Raw genomic sequence first — 15,780 nt, forward strand, 5'->3', positions numbered from 1 at the left:
CCGCAGGAGACGTGCTCTTGAGATCGCCAAAGGCCTTCGGCCTTATCGCAGCCTGCGGCAGCGGCTACAGAGCGGGGGCCTTGCTCACTTGGCCAGGCGCACGCCGCTGAGGCCGCCGCTCAGTTCGTAGGCTGCCAGTTCCGCCTGGTGGGCGGCGAGAATCTCCGGCAGGGTGTTGCGCAGGTACTCGACCCAGGTCTTGATCTTGGCGTCCAGGTACTGGCGCGACGGGTAGATGGCGTACAGGTTCAGCTCCTGGGAGCGGTAATTGGGCATCACCCGCACCAGAGTGCCGTTGCGCAGGCCGTCGATGGCCGCGTACACCGGCAACACGCCCAGGCCCATGCCGCTGGTGATCGCGGTTTTCAGCGCGTCGGCGGAGTTCACCAGGAACGGCGAACCGTTGATGGCGACCATCTCCTGGCCTTCGGGGCCGTCGAACAGCCACTTGTCCAGGGCGATGACCGGGCTGACCAGGCGCAGGCAGGCATGGTTCGGCAGGTCGCTGGGCTTTTGCGGGCAACCGTTGGCTTTCACATAGGCCGGCGAGGCGCAGACGATGCTGTAGGTGATGCCCAGGCGCTGGGACACGAAACCCGAGTCCGGCAGTTCGCTGGCCAGCACGATGGACACGTCGTACCCCTCGTCCAGCAGGTCCGGCACGCGGTTGGCCAGGGTCAGGTCGAAGGTCACGTCCGGGTGCGACTTGCGGTAGCGGGCAATGGCGTCGATCACGTAGTGCTGGCCGATGCCGGTCATGGTGTGCACTTTCAATTGCCCGGACGGGCGCGCATGGGCGTCGCTGGCCTCCGCCTCGGCTTCTTCGACGTAGGCCAGGATCTGCTCGCAGCGCAGCAGGTAACGCTTGCCGGCTTCGGTGAGGGCGATACGGCGGGTGGTGCGGTTGAGCAGGCGGGTTTGCAGGTGAGCCTCCAGATTGGAGACCGCGCGCGAGACGTTGGCCGTGGTGGTGTCGAGCTGGACGGCGGCAGCGGTGAAGCTGCCGGCTTCGGCGACACAGCTGAAGGCGCGCATGTTTTGCAAAGTGTCCATGGGGTGCTCTCAGGGGAGATGGCAAATTGTGACACGAAGTAACAGGTTCTTGGCTATTCCACCAAGGGATTATCGCGTTAACGGTAACAAAGATTCACAGGAATCCCAGCTTATCGCGCTCAAGGCCGCCCCCTAGAATTGCCTCGATCTGTAGGGGCCGGCCGACGCAGACCCGTGCAATGCGCTGGGTCAGCGGCACCGTCTCGCGAGCCAGCTCGCTCCTGCAGAGGTCCGCCTCCCTCCCTATTTCAGGAATTCGCAGCAGTGCCGCGTCGCATCAGCAGAGAGCTGAAGACTCTCAGTGTTTGGGCTTTATCGTTAGCAATCAGCGGCTGCATCGGAACCGCGGGCATCGCCCCGCAGGACAAGGCACTACCGGCCAATACACTGGCCACCGACGACGCGATCCAGAGCGCCGCCCGCGACGCTCGCTGGCCCGCGGCCCAATGGTGGCAGGCCTATGGTGATGCCCAACTGAACCGTTGGGTGACGCAGGCGGTGCAGGGCAGCCCGAGCATGGCCATGGCCGCGGCCCGGGTGCGCCAGGCGCGGGCGCTGGCCGGGCTCGCCGAGTCGGCCGAGTCGTTGCAGATCAAGGGCGACGCCACCCTCAAGCGCCACAACTGGCCCACCGATCAGTTCTACGGCCCGGGCGAGCTGGCCAACAGCACCACCTGGGACAACAACGCCGCGCTGGGCTTCAGCTACGCCCTGGACCTCTGGGGCCGCGAAAGCAATGCCAGCGAGCGGGCCGTGGACCTGGCGCACATGAGCGTCGCCGAGGCCCGCCAGGCCCGCCTGGAACTGCAGAACAATGTGGTGCGTGCCTATATCCAGCTGTCGCTGCACTACGCCCAGCGTGACATCGTCCTGGCGACCCTGAAGCAGCAGGAACAGATCCTCGAGCTGGCGCAAAAGCGCCTGGCCGGTGGTATCGGCACCCACTTCGAAGTCAGCCAGGCGCAGACCCCGCTGCCGGAAACCCATCGTCAACTGGACGCCCTGGACGAAGAAATCGCCCTGAGCCGTAACCAGTTGGCGGCCCTGGCTGGCCAGGGGCCGGGGGCGGGCGCACAGTTGCAGCGGCCGAGCCTGTCCCTGGCCGCGCCGTTGAAACTGCCGTCGGCGCTGCCCGCCGAACTGCTCGGCCAGCGCCCGGACGTGGTCGCCAGCCGCTGGCAGGTGGCGGCCCAGGCGCGGGGCATCGACGTCGCCCATGCCGGCTTCTACCCCAACGTCGACCTGGTCGGCAGCCTCGGCTACATGGCCACCGGCGGCGGGGCGCTGGAGTTCCTCACCGGCAAGAAGCTCAACTACAACGTCGGCCCGGCCATCAGCCTGCCGATCTTCGACGGCGGCCGCCTGCGCGCCGAACTGGGCGAGGCCGCGGCCGGCTACGACATGGCCGTGGCCCACTACAACCAGACCCTGGTCGCTGCGCTGAAGGAGATCTCCGACCGGCTGATCCGCCGCGAGTCCATGGACAAGCAGGCGCACTTCGCCGCCGAATCGGTGGCCTCGGCGCAGCAGACCTATGACATCGCCATGGTCGCCTTCCAGCGTGGGCTGACCGACTACCTCAATGTGCTCAATGCCCAGGGCATGCTGTTCCATCAGCAGCAGATCCAGCAGCAGGTCCAGGCCGCTCGCCTGAGCGCCCATGCTGAACTGGCGACGGTCCTGGGCGGCGGCCTGGAGGCCGGGCGCGATGTGCCCGAGGACAGCAAGACCCAACCGGGCAAGACCCCGGCGGCGCTGGCGCTGTTCGACCACTAAGCGCCGATCACTGACTCTCGACACCTAACCCTTGCCCCCTGAAAGCCGATCACTGAGAAGGTTGTCATGACTCCCTTGCCTGCATCCCTGCGCTGGCTGTACTCCCTTGAATGGCGCCGGGGGTTCTTCGACTGGGCACGCAGCGACGGCGTGACCTGGGTGTATATCTTCAAGGTGCTGGCCGCCGCGTTCCTCACCCTGTGGCTGGCCATGCGCCTGGAGTTGCCGCAGCCGCGCACGGCGATGATCACCGTGTTTATCGTCATGCAGCCGCAGAGCGGGCAGGTGTTCGCCAAGAGCTTCTACCGCTTTCTCGGCACCCTGGCCGGGTCGGCGGTGATGGTGGCGCTGATCGCCCTGTTCGCCCAGAACACCGAGCTGTTCCTCGGCTCGCTGGCGATCTGGGTTGGCATCTGCTCGGCTGGCGCCGCGCGTTATCGCAACTTTCGCGCCTACGGTTTCGTGCTCGCCGGCTACACCGCGGCGATGGTCGGCTTGCCGGCCCTGGCCCACCCCGACGGGGCCTTCATGGCGGCGGTGTGGCGGGTGCTGGAAATCTCCCTGGGGATTCTCTGCTCCACGCTGGTCAGCGCCGCGATCCTGCCGCAGACCGCCAGCGCGGCCATGCGCAATGCCCTGTACCAGCGTTTCGGCGTGTTCGCGTTGTTCGTCACCGACGGCTTGCGCGGGCGCAGCCAGCGCGATGCCTTCGAGAGCGGCAACGTGCGTTTTATCGCCGAGGCGGTGGGCCTGGAAGGCCTGCGCAGCGTCACGGTGTTCGAGGACCCGCACATGCGTCGGCGCAACGGTCGCTTGAGCCGTTTGAACAGCGAGTTCATGGGCATCACCACGCGCTTCAATGCCTTGCACCAATTGCTCGAACGCCTGCGCAACAGCGCCGCCGAGCATGTGCTGGTAGCGATCAAGCCGGGCTTGCAGGACCTGGCCGAGCTGCTCGACGGTTTCTCCGGCCGGGCCCTGACCAGCCCCGACGCCGCGCGCCTGGCCACGCAGTTGGCGAGCTACAAGGCCGAGCTGCCGGCGCGGGTGCGCAGCATGCGCGCGCTGTTCCAGGAGCACGAACCGAGCGACGCCGAGCAGCTGGATTTCCACACCGCCTATGAGTTGCTCTATCGCTTCGTCGACGAGTTGCACAGCTACGCCCAGACCCACGCCTCACTGGCCGAGCACAGCCACGAGCGCGAGCGCTGGGACGAGCCCTACACCCCGCAGACCAACTGGCTGGCTTCGGCCGCCTCGGGCATCCGCGCCTCGTTCATCCTGATCGTGCTCGGCAGCTACTGGGTTGCCACCGCCTGGCCCAGCGGCGCCACCATGACTCTGATCGCGGCGGCCACCGTCGGCCTGTCGGCGGCCACGCCGAACCCAAAACGCATGGCCTTCCAGATGGCCTGCGGCACCTTGATCGGCGCGTTGGTGGGCTTCGTCGAAATGTTTTTCGTGTTTCCCTGGATCGACGGTTTCCCGCTGCTGTGCGTGATGCTGGCGCCGGTAATCGTGTCCGGTGCGTTCCTCGCCTCGCGGCCGCGGTACGCCGGCGTCGGCCTGGGGTTGCTGATCTTCTTCAGCACCGGCTCGGTGCCGGACAACCTGACCGTCTACAACCCTTACGCCTTTATCAACGACTACATCGCCATGGTCATGGGCATGCTGGTGTGCGCCGCCGCCGGGGCGATCATCCTGCCGCCCAACAGCCGCTGGCTGTGGCGCCGCCTGGAGCAGGACCTGCGCGGCCAGGTGGTGTACGCCATCAGCGGCAAGCTCAAGGGCCTGGCGTCGAGTTTCGAGAGCCGCACCCGTGACCTGCTGCACCAGGCCTACGGGTTGGCGGCGGGGCAGCCCCAGGTGCAGCGCGAGCTGTTGCGCTGGATGTTCGTGGTGCTGGAAGTCGGCCACGCGATCATCGAACTGCGCAAGGAGCAGGCGACTCTGCCGGTGCACCCGGCCTACGCCGAATCCCAGCCATGGCGCCAGGCGATCCGGGTCATGGGTCGTTCGCTGGTGCGGTTGTTCCTGCAACCGAGCCCGAGCAACCTGGAACGCGCGCTGGTCGCGGTCGACCACGCGATCGGCCGGGTCCAGGCCAGCGACGAACCCTTCGCCCCGCACTTCGACACCTCGGTCCTGCGCCGGGTGAAGAGCTACCTGCATTTCATCCGCACGTCATTGCTCGATCCGCAATCGCCGCTGGCGGTATACGCCGCCGTGCCGCCCCTCCAGGCCTCGCCCCAAGGACTTGAACATGCCTCGTGAAATCGCCTTCCACGGCGTGTACATGCCGACCATGACCCTGATGTTCTTCGTTGCCGCGGCCCTGGCCTGGGCCCTGGACCGCTTCATCTCGGGCTATGACCTGTATCGCTTCTTCTGGCACCCGGCGCTGCTGCGCCTGAGCCTGTTCTGCTGTCTGTTCGGCGCCATGGCGCTCACTGTCTACCGTTGAGAGTCCTTTGATGAAAAAGTTTTTCAGCCTGCTCGCGACCCTGCTGGTGCTGGCCCTGGCCCTGTGGATCGGCCGCACCCTGTGGGAGCACTACATGAACACCCCGTGGACCCGCGACGGCCGGGTGCGCGCCGACATCATCAACGTCGCCGCCGACGTCACCGGCGAAGTGGTAGACGTGCCGGTACGCGACAACCAGCTGGTGAAAAAGGGCGACCTGCTGATGCAGATCGACCCCGAGCACTACCAGATCGCGGTCAAGCAGGCGCAGTCGCTGGTGGCCTCGAAGAAGGCCACCTGGGAGATGCGCAAGGTCAACGCCCACCGCCGCGCCGACCTGGACAACCTGGTGATCTCCAAGGAAAACCGCGACGACGCCAGCAACATCGCCGACGCGGCCCTGGCCGATTACCAGCACGCCCAGGCGCAGCTGGAGGCGGCGGAATTGAACCTCAAACGCACCCAGGTGCGGGCGGCGGTGGACGGTTACGTGACCAACCTCAACGTGCACCGCGGCGACTACGCGCGCATTGGCGAACCGAAGATGGCCGTGGTCGATAGGCACTCGTTCTGGGTCTACGGCTTCTTCGAGGAAACCAAGCTGCCCCACGTGCGCGTGGGTGATGAGGCCGAGATGCAGCTGATGAGCGGCGAAGTGCTCAAGGGCCATGTGGAGAGCATTTCCCGCGGCATCTACGACCGCGACAACCCGGAAAGCCGCGAGCTGATCGCCGACGTCAACCCGACCTTCAACTGGGTGCGCCTGGCCCAGCGCGTGCCGGTGCGCATCCACATCGACGAAGTGCCGGACGGCGTGCTGCTGGCGGCGGGGATTACTTGCACGGTGGTGGTCAAGCAAGACAGCGAGGAGTGAGGCATTTGGTAGGAGCGAGCTTGCTCGCGATAGCGGTGTGTCAGGCAAACCGCGGCGCCAGCATCGTCAGCAAGCTGGCTCCTACAGGTCCATTAATCCCTCTTATAGCGTGCCGCCCAGGCCAAAGCGCTTCATCAATCCCTTCTCCAGCAAACCTTTGGGCAGCAGATTGGCCATCAACGGCAGCGCCCGGCTGCCGTTACCAATGCGTACCAAGCGCGGCGGCTGGCCCTGCTGCACTGCCTTGAGCAGTCTGGCGGCAAATTCGCTGGCTGGCGTCGGTTTGTCCTGGGACGCCTTGGCCCGTGCGCGGATGCCTTCGCGCAGGGGAAACCACGGCGATTGTTCGGTGATCAATTGCTCGGCCTCGTGACCGGCGTTTTTGGCGAAGCTGGATGCAATCGCGCCGGGCTGGACTTCCATCACACGGATGCCGAACGGCGCCAGCTCCATGCGCAGCGCATCGCTCAAGGCATGCACCGCCGCCTTCGAGGCGCAGTAGGCGCCGGCAAAAGGCGTCACCAGAACCCCCGACACACTGCCGATATTCACCACCAATCCCTTGCTGCGGCGCAGCACCGGGAACAGCGCCCGGGTCACCCCGACGATGGCGAACACATTGGTCTCGAACTGGCGCTGCATGGCCTCGACCCCGCCATCCAGCAACGGGCCCATGGCGCCGTAGCCGGCGTTGTTGATCAGCACATCGAGGCCGCCGTATTGCTGGTTGATCCGCTCGCTGAGCGCGCTGAGGGCCGGGCCGTCGTTGACGTCCAGTTGCACGGCGTTGAAGCCGGCGGCTTGCAGCATGGTCACATCCTCGGTCCTGCGGGCGGTGGGCAGGACGGTGAAACCGGCGGTCTTGAAAGCCTCCGCCAGGGCGCGGCCGATGCCGCTGGAACAACCGGTGATCAACGCGACGGGCATGGCGCGGTCCTTGTGCGGGTGGTCGGGGAGGGGAATCAGTCGGAGAAACTACCTTGCAAACGCTCGGCGCGAAACTCCAGGGTTTGCGGGCGATAGCCGGGGCGCAGCGGTGGCAGCGGCAAACAATCTTCCCAGTTGGCGCCGGCCTGCAGTTCACCGGGGCCGCGATAGCGTGGGGCGGTGTACTGGTTGTCGGCCAGGTTCACGGTGTCGCCCGGGGCGTAGGCCGCCACGCGCCAGCGCAATTCAGTCAGCGGCACGTCGTTGCCGTTGTTCATCTTCAGCAGCAGCGGGCGATCCGCCGGGCAATGCTCGGGGGCGTAGCTGATGCGCAACTCCAGGCGCGCCAGTTGCTGGGCTTCGCGGTTGTCCAGCCAGACCACCCACACCGCCACCAACCCCAGGCCGAAGGCCGCGGCCAGGGAGACGGGCAGGGCTTTGGCGGGGTAACGCACGAGCAGGATCAGCCAGGTGATAACCAGCAGAACGCCGATGAACATGACGCGAACCTCGGGGAAACGGGAGGGGCCATCCTACCTAAGCGTAGGTGGGGTTGGCCATGGTTGTGGCGTATCGCGGTTGCTCCTGTAGGAGCGAAGCTTGCTCGCGATGGCGTCCGTTTTGGCGCTGCACTTTTTGGATCGAGTACATATCCGTTGCTGCGGTAACGGCTGCTTATGGTTTCGCCCTTACGGCGACTCACTTTTTTCAAACGCCAAAAAAGTAAGCAAAAACGCTTGCCCCTAGCGTACGGCCTTCGCTGCGCTCAGGTTCCCTCGCTCCGGTGTCCATCAGGGGGCATCGCCTACGGTCGGCTTCGCTTCGACCTCCTCTCGATGCGTCCGGCTTCGCCGTACGGCGCTGCGCGCCATCCCCCTGATGAACACCTCCGCTCGGCCTGCCGACGGGGCGAGTGGATCAAGAGCAAGATCAAGAGCCAAAGCCAAAGCCAAAGCAGCGTCGCGAACACGATGTTGCGGTTTGATGGTGATTGGGTGGCTGGCGCTAATCTTGTAGCCGCTGCCGAGCTTGCGAGGCTGCGTACGACCGCGAAGCGGGCGCGGCGATTTTGGGTATTGAAGGGGCTTCAGGGCATCGTGGTTTGTAGAGGGGCTGAGAGCCATATAGGCCGTTTTCAGTATCAGCGAGTCAGTTTCAGCAACGCATACATGATCGAACCCCAGGTCAGTAGCACGACGTCCATCCAGTTTCTGATGGTCAACAGGCGTTGGAGATGGGGAGGGAAGTTGTCTATATCTTCCGAGGAAAGAAAGCCTCTGCGAACCGCAGGTCCAGGCCAAAGCATCGATCCTCGAACGGAGGCCAGCATAAAAAAATGGGTGAGCCGGCCCTCGTAGGGAAGGCTCTCGGCCCAGCGATAAAAGTGCTGGCTGCGTTGCAGGGCCTCCAGCATTTCTCTCAGGTAGCGACGGCTCAGGTAGTAGCTGAACGAGAGGTTTATTACGCCCAGTAGAAGTGGACTGGCGGCCAGTACGAAGCCTAACCATGAGTACCAAAAACTCTTTGCCATCATGGTCGGGTTACCCCGTAAATAACTTCCTCAGTCCTCTCCCGGTTCATCACCGGAATAGCTGTCTTGGATGCCTTCATCCAACGAAACGTGCAAAGCCCCATGAAGGTCATCAGCTATCCAGTTTCAAAAACGTATACACGACGGCTGTCCATACGATTACGATGCCGTCCAACGTATTTTTTACAGTCAGAAGGCGTTTCAGTCGTGGAGGGAAGTTGCGTACATCCTTTGCACAAAGGAAGCCTCTGCGGACTCCGGCGTTAGGGAAGAGCATCATTCCTCGAACGCTGACAAACATCAGAACGCGCTCGAACCATCCCTGATAGGGAAGCTTGTCGAGCCATCCATAGAAGTAAGAGCTCTCCTGCATGGCTACCAGCATCTCTTTCAAGTGGCGGCGACTCAGGTAGTAGCTGAATGTAAGGCTTACAAGAGCTAGCAGAATTGGACAGAGGAGCAGTACAAGAGCGATCCCTGAATACCAGAATTTCTCATCTACCATGGCTGCGCGCTCTCATAAATAATTTCCCCAACCCTTTGCCCAAGCACATCACCAGAATCTGTCCCCAGGGATGTTCCTACACCTACCAAGGTTGCAACACATATCACCCCGCCAATTGCAGTAGAGGCCCCGAGAGCAGCACAAATAAGCCTGCTTCCTGCCATTGCGGTTTCAGTACCCAGTATTCCTCCAGCGGTTGACCCCGCAAACTTCCCCGTCTCAGTAAACATCACCTTCCTGCAGCTCTCATCCCCCGAACCCGCCTGACAAACCTCCTGAACCTTTAACACCGACGAAACCCCACCCAGGGCAATCCCCACATACCCGCCTGCCTGCATGTATTTCGCCGCGCGACTGGTTGATTTTATGTGGGCGACATAACCGGGTATTTGCCCAGGCCCACCGGCCTTGTCCCATTGGTGGACCAGGCTGCGGCTGGAGAGGCCCAGGGCGGTTTTCAGCTTGGGGTGGTCGCCCAGGCTGGTGTAGCCGCGCAGGCGGGTGGAGTTCAGCAGTTGCGCGTCGAGCTGCTTTAGCAACTGCTGGCGCCGGGCGAAGAACTCGGGGGATTTGAGGTGGCCGTGTTGGCGGTAGCTGTCTTGATGCAGACGTTCCATGTCGTGCAGGGTCTCGCGCAGTTTGTCCAGGTGTTTGCCCATGGTCGCGGTGCCGATGCCCAGCCAGGTCGAGGCCTGGCCGGTGAAGCCGGCGATCTTGGCCTGGTGGCGGAGCATGAAGTCGGCTTCGGCGGGTGTCAGCGGTTCGAGGGCGATCTTAACCTGTTCGGCGGCCTGCATCAGTTGTGCTTCCTCGTAGGTGCAGGCGTGGTTGGCGGGATCGCTGAGCACGATCAGGCTGCCGGCCTTGACCGTATCGCCAAGGCCAGGATTGAGGGACAGGTATTTGGCCATGGCGCCGGGCGCGGGGCTGTCGAACAGGCGGCGCTGCAGTTCGGCCAGCGGCATGTTTTGGGGCACGATGTAGAAGCCGGGGGCCGTGGGTGGGACGGCCCCGACCGGCTCGGTGGCGGGAGATAAGGTTGGCGGCGTGCCCAGTATCGCGGCGTTCTTCGGCCGTGCTCCGGGTAGCGGCGGGTTGGGGTTGGCCGGGCGCGGCACGCGGGGCATCGGCGTTGGTTCGCCGCGGGAGTCGGTGGTGTATTTGTTGCCGGACGGTTGCTCGGCCATCGCTGTGTTCGCTGTGTGTTTTCGCCTGGCGAAACACTAAGCAGCGACAGAGATGAAGTCGTTGAGAGCTATCTGAAACGCCCGCTGGCGCTTTCTAAATGTCGCGTAGGAATGGGTGAAACACGACCCTGTAGCCGCTGCCGCAGGCTGCGTACGACCGCGTAGCGGGCGCAGGATTCGAGGGCGCCGGAGGACCTGCGGTCCTTGCGCAGCCTCGCAGGCTCGGCAGCGGCTACAGGGACCGGGGAATAGCAATATCGCGGGCAAAAAAAGCCCCGTCCAGTCGGCTGCGGATAGGGGACGCAGTCGGCTGGACGGGGGCAAGGGCTTGCTGATAACGACTCCCTGCTTTTACTTGCAGCTTGCCGCTCGAAACTCGCCGCTGCTCTTACTGGGCGATGGTTTTCACCGACACACCGCGCTCCACCGGCGTCGAGCGCCCGTAGATGTCTTCGAAACGTTCGATGTCGTCTTCGCCCAGGTAGCTGCCCGATTGCACTTCGATGATCTCCAGGGGGATCTTGCCCGGGTTGCGCAGGCGGTGCACCGAGGCGATGGGGATGTAGGTGGACTGGTTTTCGGTGAGCAGGAACACGTTCTCGTCGCAGGTGACTTCGGCGGTGCCGCTGACCACGATCCAGTGTTCGGCGCGGTGGTGGTGCATCTGCAGCGACAGACAGGCCCCCGGCTTGACCGAGATGTGCTTGACCTGGAAGCGCCCGCCCATGTCCACCGAGTCGTAGGAGCCCCACGGACGGTAGACCTCGCAGTGGTTCTGGGTCTCGCTGCGGCCCTGTTCGTTGAGGGTGTTGACCAGTTGCTTGACGCCTTGGACCTTGTCCTTGTGGGCGATCATCATGGCGTCCTTGGTTTCCACGACCACGATGTTTTCCAGGCCGATCACCGACACCAGTTTGCCGTTGCCGTGGATCATGCAGTTGCGGCTGTCCTGGATCACCACGTCGCCCTTGCTGACGTTGCCGTCGGCGTCTTTCTCATGCACATCCCACAGCGACGACCAGCAGCCGACGTCGCTCCAGCCGGCGCTCAGCGGCACCACGCAGGCGCGCTGGGTCTTTTCCATCACCGCGTAGTCGATGGAGTTGTCCGGGCAGCAGGCGAAGGTGGCGTCGTCGAAGGTCACGGTGTCGGCGTCCTGGGCGCTGCGCTCCAGGGTCAGCAGGCAGGTGTCGTAGATGTCCGGGTCGTGCTTTTTCAGCTCCTCGAGGAAGCGGCTGGCGCGGAACAGGAACATGCCGCTGTTCCAGAAGTAGCCGCCGGCCTCGACGAACTCGGTGGCGCGCTTGACGTCGGGTTTCTCGACGAAGTGCGAGACCCGGCTCACGCCTTCCGGCAGCAGCACGTCGTGGGTCGACTTGATGTAGCCGTAACCGGTTTCCGGCTTGGTCGCCGGCACGCCGAACAGCACCATCTCGCCGCGCTCGGCGGCCACGGTGGCCAGGGCCAGGGCGCGTTGCAGGGCTTTCTGGTCTTCCAGCACATGGTCGGCCGGCAGCACCAGCATCAGCTCGTCGCGGCCTTCGTTGACCAGCATCATCGCGGTCAGCGCCACGGCCGGCGCGGTGTTGCGCCCGAACGGCTCCATCAGGATGCGCTGCGCTTCGAGTTTGCGCGCCGCCAGCTGCTCGTTGACGATGAAGCGGTGGTCCTTGTTGCAGACCACGATCGGCGTGTCCATGCCCTCGAACACCAGGCGTTCGAGGGTTTGCTGGAACAAGGTGTGTTCGCCGGTCAGGGCGAGGAATTGCTTGGGGAATTGCTTGCGCGAAAGCGGCCAAAGACGTGAGCCGCTACCACCTGACAAGATTACCGGAATCATGTTGTTACTCCTTCACATATCGTTTGGGTTAGAGCTACTGCGTTCTGTCGTTTCACTCTCTTGTTGTTGTCCGGGGAGCAGCGGCAAGCGACAAGCTTCAAGCGGCAAGAAAAAGCGCTTCTCTTGCAGCTTGCAGCTTGCAGCTTGAGGCTTGCCGCTGCCGTTAACGGGTCGACACCGGGCGCTTGACCCAGACCGGCGACAGGCTGCTGCCGTTGCCGGTGACGTAGAGCACCGCGGCCTCGCCGCGCTCCAGGGCGACCGGCTTGAGGTCGCTGACTTTTTTCTCGCCCTCGTACAGCGCGAAGCTGACCTTCACCGGGTTGATCTCGCGTTCGCCGCGGCCCTTGGCGGCCACCGCCTGGACCACGTCGGTCTTGCCGTCGGCGGTCTTCAGGGTCAGGGCCTTGTCGCTCAGGTTCTGCACGCGGACCAGGGACTTCTGCTTGTTCTTGAACGGCGGTTCCTCGATCAGTTGCGGCTGGCCGCTGGCGTTGTTGACCAGGGTGTAATAGTGGTCGGCGGCGAGTTTCACCGGCACGCTCTGGCTGCCGACCTTGGCGGTGTAGTCGCCGCCGGGCATGAAGCTGAAGTCGCTGCTGGCCAGCGGCGCGACGTCGCTGACATTGGTGCTGCCGACGGTGGCGCTGACTTCCTGGTTGCTGGCGTTGTAGATGCGCACGAAGGACGAGCCTTTCGGCGCGGTGGGGCCGTAGAGGGCGGCGTCGCCGCCGGCGAAGGCCGACAAGGACAGCACGCTCATGCCGGCGGCCAGGGTGATTGCCTGGGCGAGACGACGCGGGTGGGTAGTGAAAGTCATGGGTGTCACCTCTCTTTTTTCAGTTTTGCGCCCGATCGGGCGTCTCGGATTTATTGATTGCAGCTACGTTCTGTTGGCGCGCGCCGGCTTGTTTGAGCTCTGCGACCCACTGCGGGTCGGCGTCGCCGATTTCGTTGTTGACCGGCAGATAGCGTTCGGGGAATTCCCAGATCAGCACCTGGGGCGGGCTGTTCTTGAAGGCGTCGCTTTTCAGGTAGCCGAGCATCGGCAGTACCGGGCCGTGGCCGTCCTCGGCGTAGCTGACCACGTCGCTGTGCAGGGCCTGCTTGAGGGCGCCGACGAAGTTCCAGCTGGGGTTGGCGCTGTAGCTGGTGCCCACCAGGGCCACCGGCACTTCGTGGTCGGCGAACAGCGCATCGTCGGCGGCCGGCTGCTCGTCGGCGGCACGGGTCACGCGTTTTTGCAGCGGCTCCTGGGCCGGCATCAGGTTCTCGAACAAGGGGTCCAGGGGCAGGAACAGGCGCAGGTCGCCCTTGTGCACCACGGTCTGCTCGGCTTCGGTGACGAAGCGTTGCGGCGGGCCCATCAGCGGCGCCTTGTCGGCAATCGCCTTGGCCAGCTGGTTGGCGGCGATTTCGGCGCCGGCCGGGGTCCAGTGGGTATCGGTGCGCAGGAACACTTGCTGGCCATTCTGCTTGGCCTGTTGCAGGGGGCCGAGCAGGTCGGGGGCGAGGATCTTGTCCGCCGCGACGCGGGCGTGGAAGTCCTTATAGAGGTTGGCGTGGATGCGGGCCGGCTGGACGTCGCCCAGGTGTTCCGGGTACAGGCGCGCCTTGGCCGGGACGATCGCCATCACCAGTTTCACGCCTTTGTCTTTCAGGGCCTGGCGCACGCCTTCGACCAGCGCGTAGTTGCCTTGCAGGTTGAGTTCTTCGTTGACCACCGGGTGGAATTCTTCGTCGCTGTACAGCCACTGGTCGCGGCCGAGCACCACGCCCGGACGGCCTTCGTTGAACAGCTTGAAGTCCAGCGCCGCCCACAGGTTGGTGCCCAGGCGCTTGATCGGGAACTGGTCGTCGTAGTGGGTTTCCACGGCCTTGGTCCAGCGGCCGTCGAGCACGGTGGCGTCGTTGTTGGTGCTGAAGTCGAAGAAGCTGCGCAGCGACCACAGGCCCAGGACCATCAGGGTCACCAGGAACAGGGCGATGTAGAAGATGCGTAATGAGCGGGTCATGGTCGGATCCCTCAGAACTGGAAGTAAAGGAACGGCGAGAAGCTTTGCGCCGAGAGTTTGAGAATCGAGGCGATGAATAGCAGCAGCACCAGGGCGCGCATGGCATAACGCGGCCAGTCGGCGACCCAGTAGGCCGGCTGGACCTGGGCTTCGACGCCGACGCTGTAGCCCGGCTGGTGGATGCTGCCCGGCTTGTCCCCCGGTACCGCCTTGATCAGGCCGGGCAGGGCAGCGGCCGGGCCGTCGGTGTCGGCCTCAGGCTTGCGCTTGACCGGCGCCGGGTTGCGGTACAGGTCGCGCAGGCCGAAGAACGCCAGGGTGGCGTAGGCCACGACCAGGGTCGCCACTTGCAGGCCGGTGAGGCTGGCGCGGTTGAGTTCCGACAGCGACCAGTCGCCGAAGCTGAACATGGCGCCGTACATGCGCCCGGCCACGTGCAGGTTCTCGGCGCGGAAGATCACCCAGCCCATCACCACCAGCAGGAAGGTCAGGGCCCAGCGGACCGGGTTCAGGCGGCGCGGGTTGGTGTCGATGCCCAGGGCCTTCTCGATCGCCAGCCACATGCCGTGCCAGGCGCCCCAGACGATGTAGGTGATGTTCGCGCCGTGCCACAGGCCGCCCAGCAACATGGTCAGGAACAGGTTGCGGTAGGTCATCAGCGTGCCTTGGCGGTTGCCGCCCAGGGTGATGTACAGGTAGTCGCGCAGCCAGGTGGACAGGCTGATGTGCCAGCGCCGCCAGAACTCGGTGATCGACTGGCTGATGTAGGGCTGCTTGAAGTTTTCCATGAAGCGAAAACCCATCATCAAGCCCAGGCCGATGGCCATGTCGCTGTAGCCGGAGAAGTCGAAGTACAGCTGCGCGGTGTAGGCCAGGGCGCCGAGCCAGGCGTCGCCCGTGGTCGGGTTCTGCAGGGCGAAGCAATGGTCGGCGACCACCGCCAGGGTGTCGGCGATGAACACCTTCTTGATGAAGCCCTGCATGAAGCGCGTGCAGCCTTCGGAGAACTTGTCCAGGGTGTGGGTGCGGTGGTTGAACTGGTCGGCCAGGTCGCGAAAGCGCAGCACGGGGCCGGCGATCAGGTGCGGGAAGATCGCCACGAACGCCGCGAAGTCGATCAGGTTGCGGGTCGCCGGGGTGTCGCCGCGGTAGACGTCGATGATGTAGCTGATGGACTCGAAGACGTAGAACGAGATCCCGATCGGCAGCAGCACGTGGGTCAGGATGAACGGCTCCAGGCCCATCGACTTCATCATCACGTTGATGCTGTCGACGCCGAAGTTGGCGTACTTGAAGTAGCCGAGGATGCACAGGTCCACCGCCACGCCGAGCAGCAGCCAGCGCTGGGCGGGCTTGGTGCGTACGCCAGCGGCGCCGACTTTCAGGCCGATCCAGTAGTTCCACAGGGTGACGCCGGCGAACAGCGCCAGGAAGTCCACCCGCCACCAGGCGTAGAACACGTAGCTGGCGATCAGCAGCAGCAGGTTGCGATAGCGTTGCCCGCTCAGGTAGTACAAGCCGAGAAAGATCGGCAAGAACAGGAACAGGAACACATTGGATGAGAAAACCATCCCGATCTCTCCATGTTTGACCAACAGTAAAGGGCCA

At 64.1% G+C, this 15,780-nt stretch carries 14 protein-coding genes; 4 read left to right on the top strand and 10 right to left on the bottom strand.

Going from position 1 to position 15,780, the window contains the following annotated elements:
• Window positions 1-84: 84 nt before the first annotated feature.
• Window positions 85-1,053 carry a LysR family transcriptional regulator gene (locus tag BTN82_RS04500; protein WP_075117962.1) on the bottom strand — a complete coding sequence of 323 codons (969 nt, stop codon included), beginning with the start codon at window positions 1,051-1,053 and terminating at the stop codon, window positions 85-87.
• A gap of 264 nt (window positions 1,054-1,317) precedes the next feature.
• Between BTN82_RS04500 and BTN82_RS04505 the strand changes: the two genes are divergently transcribed.
• The 4 genes from BTN82_RS04505 (at window position 1,318) to BTN82_RS04520 (ending at window position 6,167) form a co-directional block, all read left to right on the top strand.
• A complete protein-coding gene (locus tag BTN82_RS04505; RefSeq protein ID WP_075117963.1) occupies window positions 1,318-2,829 on the top strand; it encodes an efflux transporter outer membrane subunit in 1,512 nt (503 codons plus the stop codon).
• 66 nt (window positions 2,830-2,895) lie between these two features.
• Window positions 2,896-5,103: an FUSC family protein gene (locus tag BTN82_RS04510; RefSeq protein ID WP_075117964.1), complete on the top strand. Its 2,208-nt coding sequence runs from the start codon at window positions 2,896-2,898 to the stop codon at window positions 5,101-5,103.
• Window positions 5,093-5,293, top strand: coding sequence for a DUF1656 domain-containing protein (locus tag BTN82_RS04515; protein ID WP_075117965.1), 201 nt, complete (start codon window positions 5,093-5,095; stop codon window positions 5,291-5,293). Before BTN82_RS04510 ends, BTN82_RS04515 begins: the two co-directional genes overlap by 11 nt.
• A gap of 10 nt (window positions 5,294-5,303) precedes the next feature.
• Window positions 5,304-6,167, top strand: coding sequence for an HlyD family secretion protein (locus BTN82_RS04520; RefSeq protein ID WP_075117966.1), 864 nt, complete (start codon window positions 5,304-5,306; stop codon window positions 6,165-6,167).
• Between the two features lie 102 nt (window positions 6,168-6,269).
• Here BTN82_RS04520 and BTN82_RS04525 read toward each other — a convergent pair whose 3' ends face one another.
• From BTN82_RS04525 to BTN82_RS04565, 9 genes are all read right to left on the bottom strand, one after another.
• Complete coding sequence (locus BTN82_RS04525) at window positions 6,270-7,094, bottom strand: SDR family oxidoreductase (RefSeq protein WP_075117967.1); 825 nt, start codon at window positions 7,092-7,094, stop codon at window positions 6,270-6,272.
• 35 nt (window positions 7,095-7,129) lie between these two features.
• The gene (locus BTN82_RS04530) at window positions 7,130-7,594 is read right to left on the bottom strand and encodes a hypothetical protein (protein WP_045885544.1); all 465 of its coding nucleotides are present in this window, start codon (window positions 7,592-7,594) and stop codon (window positions 7,130-7,132) included.
• A 641-nt stretch (window positions 7,595-8,235) separates the two neighbouring features.
• Complete coding sequence (locus tag BTN82_RS04535; protein WP_075117968.1) at window positions 8,236-8,628, bottom strand: hypothetical protein; 393 nt, start codon at window positions 8,626-8,628, stop codon at window positions 8,236-8,238.
• Between the two features lie 109 nt (window positions 8,629-8,737).
• A complete protein-coding gene (locus BTN82_RS04540; protein WP_075117969.1) occupies window positions 8,738-9,130 on the bottom strand; it encodes a hypothetical protein in 393 nt (130 codons plus the stop codon).
• A complete protein-coding gene (locus BTN82_RS04545; protein WP_081375409.1) occupies window positions 9,124-10,317 on the bottom strand; it encodes a hypothetical protein in 1,194 nt (397 codons plus the stop codon). The genes BTN82_RS04540 and BTN82_RS04545 overlap by 7 nt, the downstream gene beginning before the upstream one ends.
• 388 nt (window positions 10,318-10,705) lie before the next feature.
• Window positions 10,706-12,157, bottom strand: coding sequence for a mannose-1-phosphate guanylyltransferase/mannose-6-phosphate isomerase (locus BTN82_RS04550; RefSeq protein ID WP_075117970.1), 1,452 nt, complete (start codon window positions 12,155-12,157; stop codon window positions 10,706-10,708).
• Between the two features lie 163 nt (window positions 12,158-12,320).
• Entirely contained in the window at window positions 12,321-12,977 is a 657-nt protein-coding gene (locus tag BTN82_RS04555; RefSeq protein WP_075117971.1) for an alginate O-acetyltransferase AlgF, read from the bottom strand.
• A 19-nt stretch (window positions 12,978-12,996) separates the two neighbouring features.
• Window positions 12,997-14,172 (bottom strand): alginate O-acetyltransferase, encoded by a 1,176-nt coding sequence (locus tag BTN82_RS04560; RefSeq protein ID WP_075117972.1) that lies wholly within the window; start codon window positions 14,170-14,172, stop codon window positions 12,997-12,999.
• 11 nt (window positions 14,173-14,183) lie between these two features.
• Window positions 14,184-15,743, bottom strand: a complete 1,560-nt coding sequence (locus BTN82_RS04565) for an MBOAT family O-acyltransferase (RefSeq protein ID WP_075117973.1) — start codon at window positions 15,741-15,743, stop codon at window positions 14,184-14,186.
• Window positions 15,744-15,780 lie beyond the last annotated feature (37 nt).

The sequence above is a fragment of the Pseudomonas chlororaphis genome (genome assembly GCF_001921865.1).
GTDB classification, from domain to species: Bacteria; Pseudomonadota; Gammaproteobacteria; order Pseudomonadales; family Pseudomonadaceae; genus Aquipseudomonas; species Aquipseudomonas chlororaphis_D.

Bases quoted from the DNA above. Each gene is read 5' to 3' on its own strand.
- BTN82_RS04565 (WP_075117973.1), bottom strand. From the start codon at position 15,743: ATGGTTTTCTCATCCAATGTGTTCCTGTTCCTGTTCTTGCCGATCTTT.
- BTN82_RS04535 (WP_075117968.1), bottom strand. From the start codon at position 8,628: ATGATGGCAAAGAGTTTTTGGTACTCATGGTTAGGCTTCGTACTGGCC.
- BTN82_RS04560 (WP_075117972.1), bottom strand. From the start codon at position 14,172: ATGACCCGCTCATTACGCATCTTCTACATCGCCCTGTTCCTGGTGACC.
- BTN82_RS04520 (WP_075117966.1), top strand. From the start codon at position 5,304: ATGAAAAAGTTTTTCAGCCTGCTCGCGACCCTGCTGGTGCTGGCCCTG.
- BTN82_RS04555 (WP_075117971.1), bottom strand. From the start codon at position 12,977: ATGACTTTCACTACCCACCCGCGTCGTCTCGCCCAGGCAATCACCCTG.
- BTN82_RS04550 (WP_075117970.1), bottom strand. From the start codon at position 12,157: ATGATTCCGGTAATCTTGTCAGGTGGTAGCGGCTCACGTCTTTGGCCG.
- BTN82_RS04540 (WP_075117969.1), bottom strand. From the start codon at position 9,130: ATGGTAGATGAGAAATTCTGGTATTCAGGGATCGCTCTTGTACTGCTC.
- BTN82_RS04500 (WP_075117962.1), bottom strand. From the start codon at position 1,053: ATGGACACTTTGCAAAACATGCGCGCCTTCAGCTGTGTCGCCGAAGCC.
- BTN82_RS04525 (WP_075117967.1), bottom strand. From the start codon at position 7,094: ATGCCCGTCGCGTTGATCACCGGTTGTTCCAGCGGCATCGGCCGCGCC.
- BTN82_RS04545 (WP_081375409.1), bottom strand. From the start codon at position 10,317: ATGGCCGAGCAACCGTCCGGCAACAAATACACCACCGACTCCCGCGGC.
- BTN82_RS04530 (WP_045885544.1), bottom strand. From the start codon at position 7,594: ATGTTCATCGGCGTTCTGCTGGTTATCACCTGGCTGATCCTGCTCGTG.
- BTN82_RS04510 (WP_075117964.1), top strand. From the start codon at position 2,896: ATGACTCCCTTGCCTGCATCCCTGCGCTGGCTGTACTCCCTTGAATGG.
- BTN82_RS04515 (WP_075117965.1), top strand. From the start codon at position 5,093: ATGCCTCGTGAAATCGCCTTCCACGGCGTGTACATGCCGACCATGACC.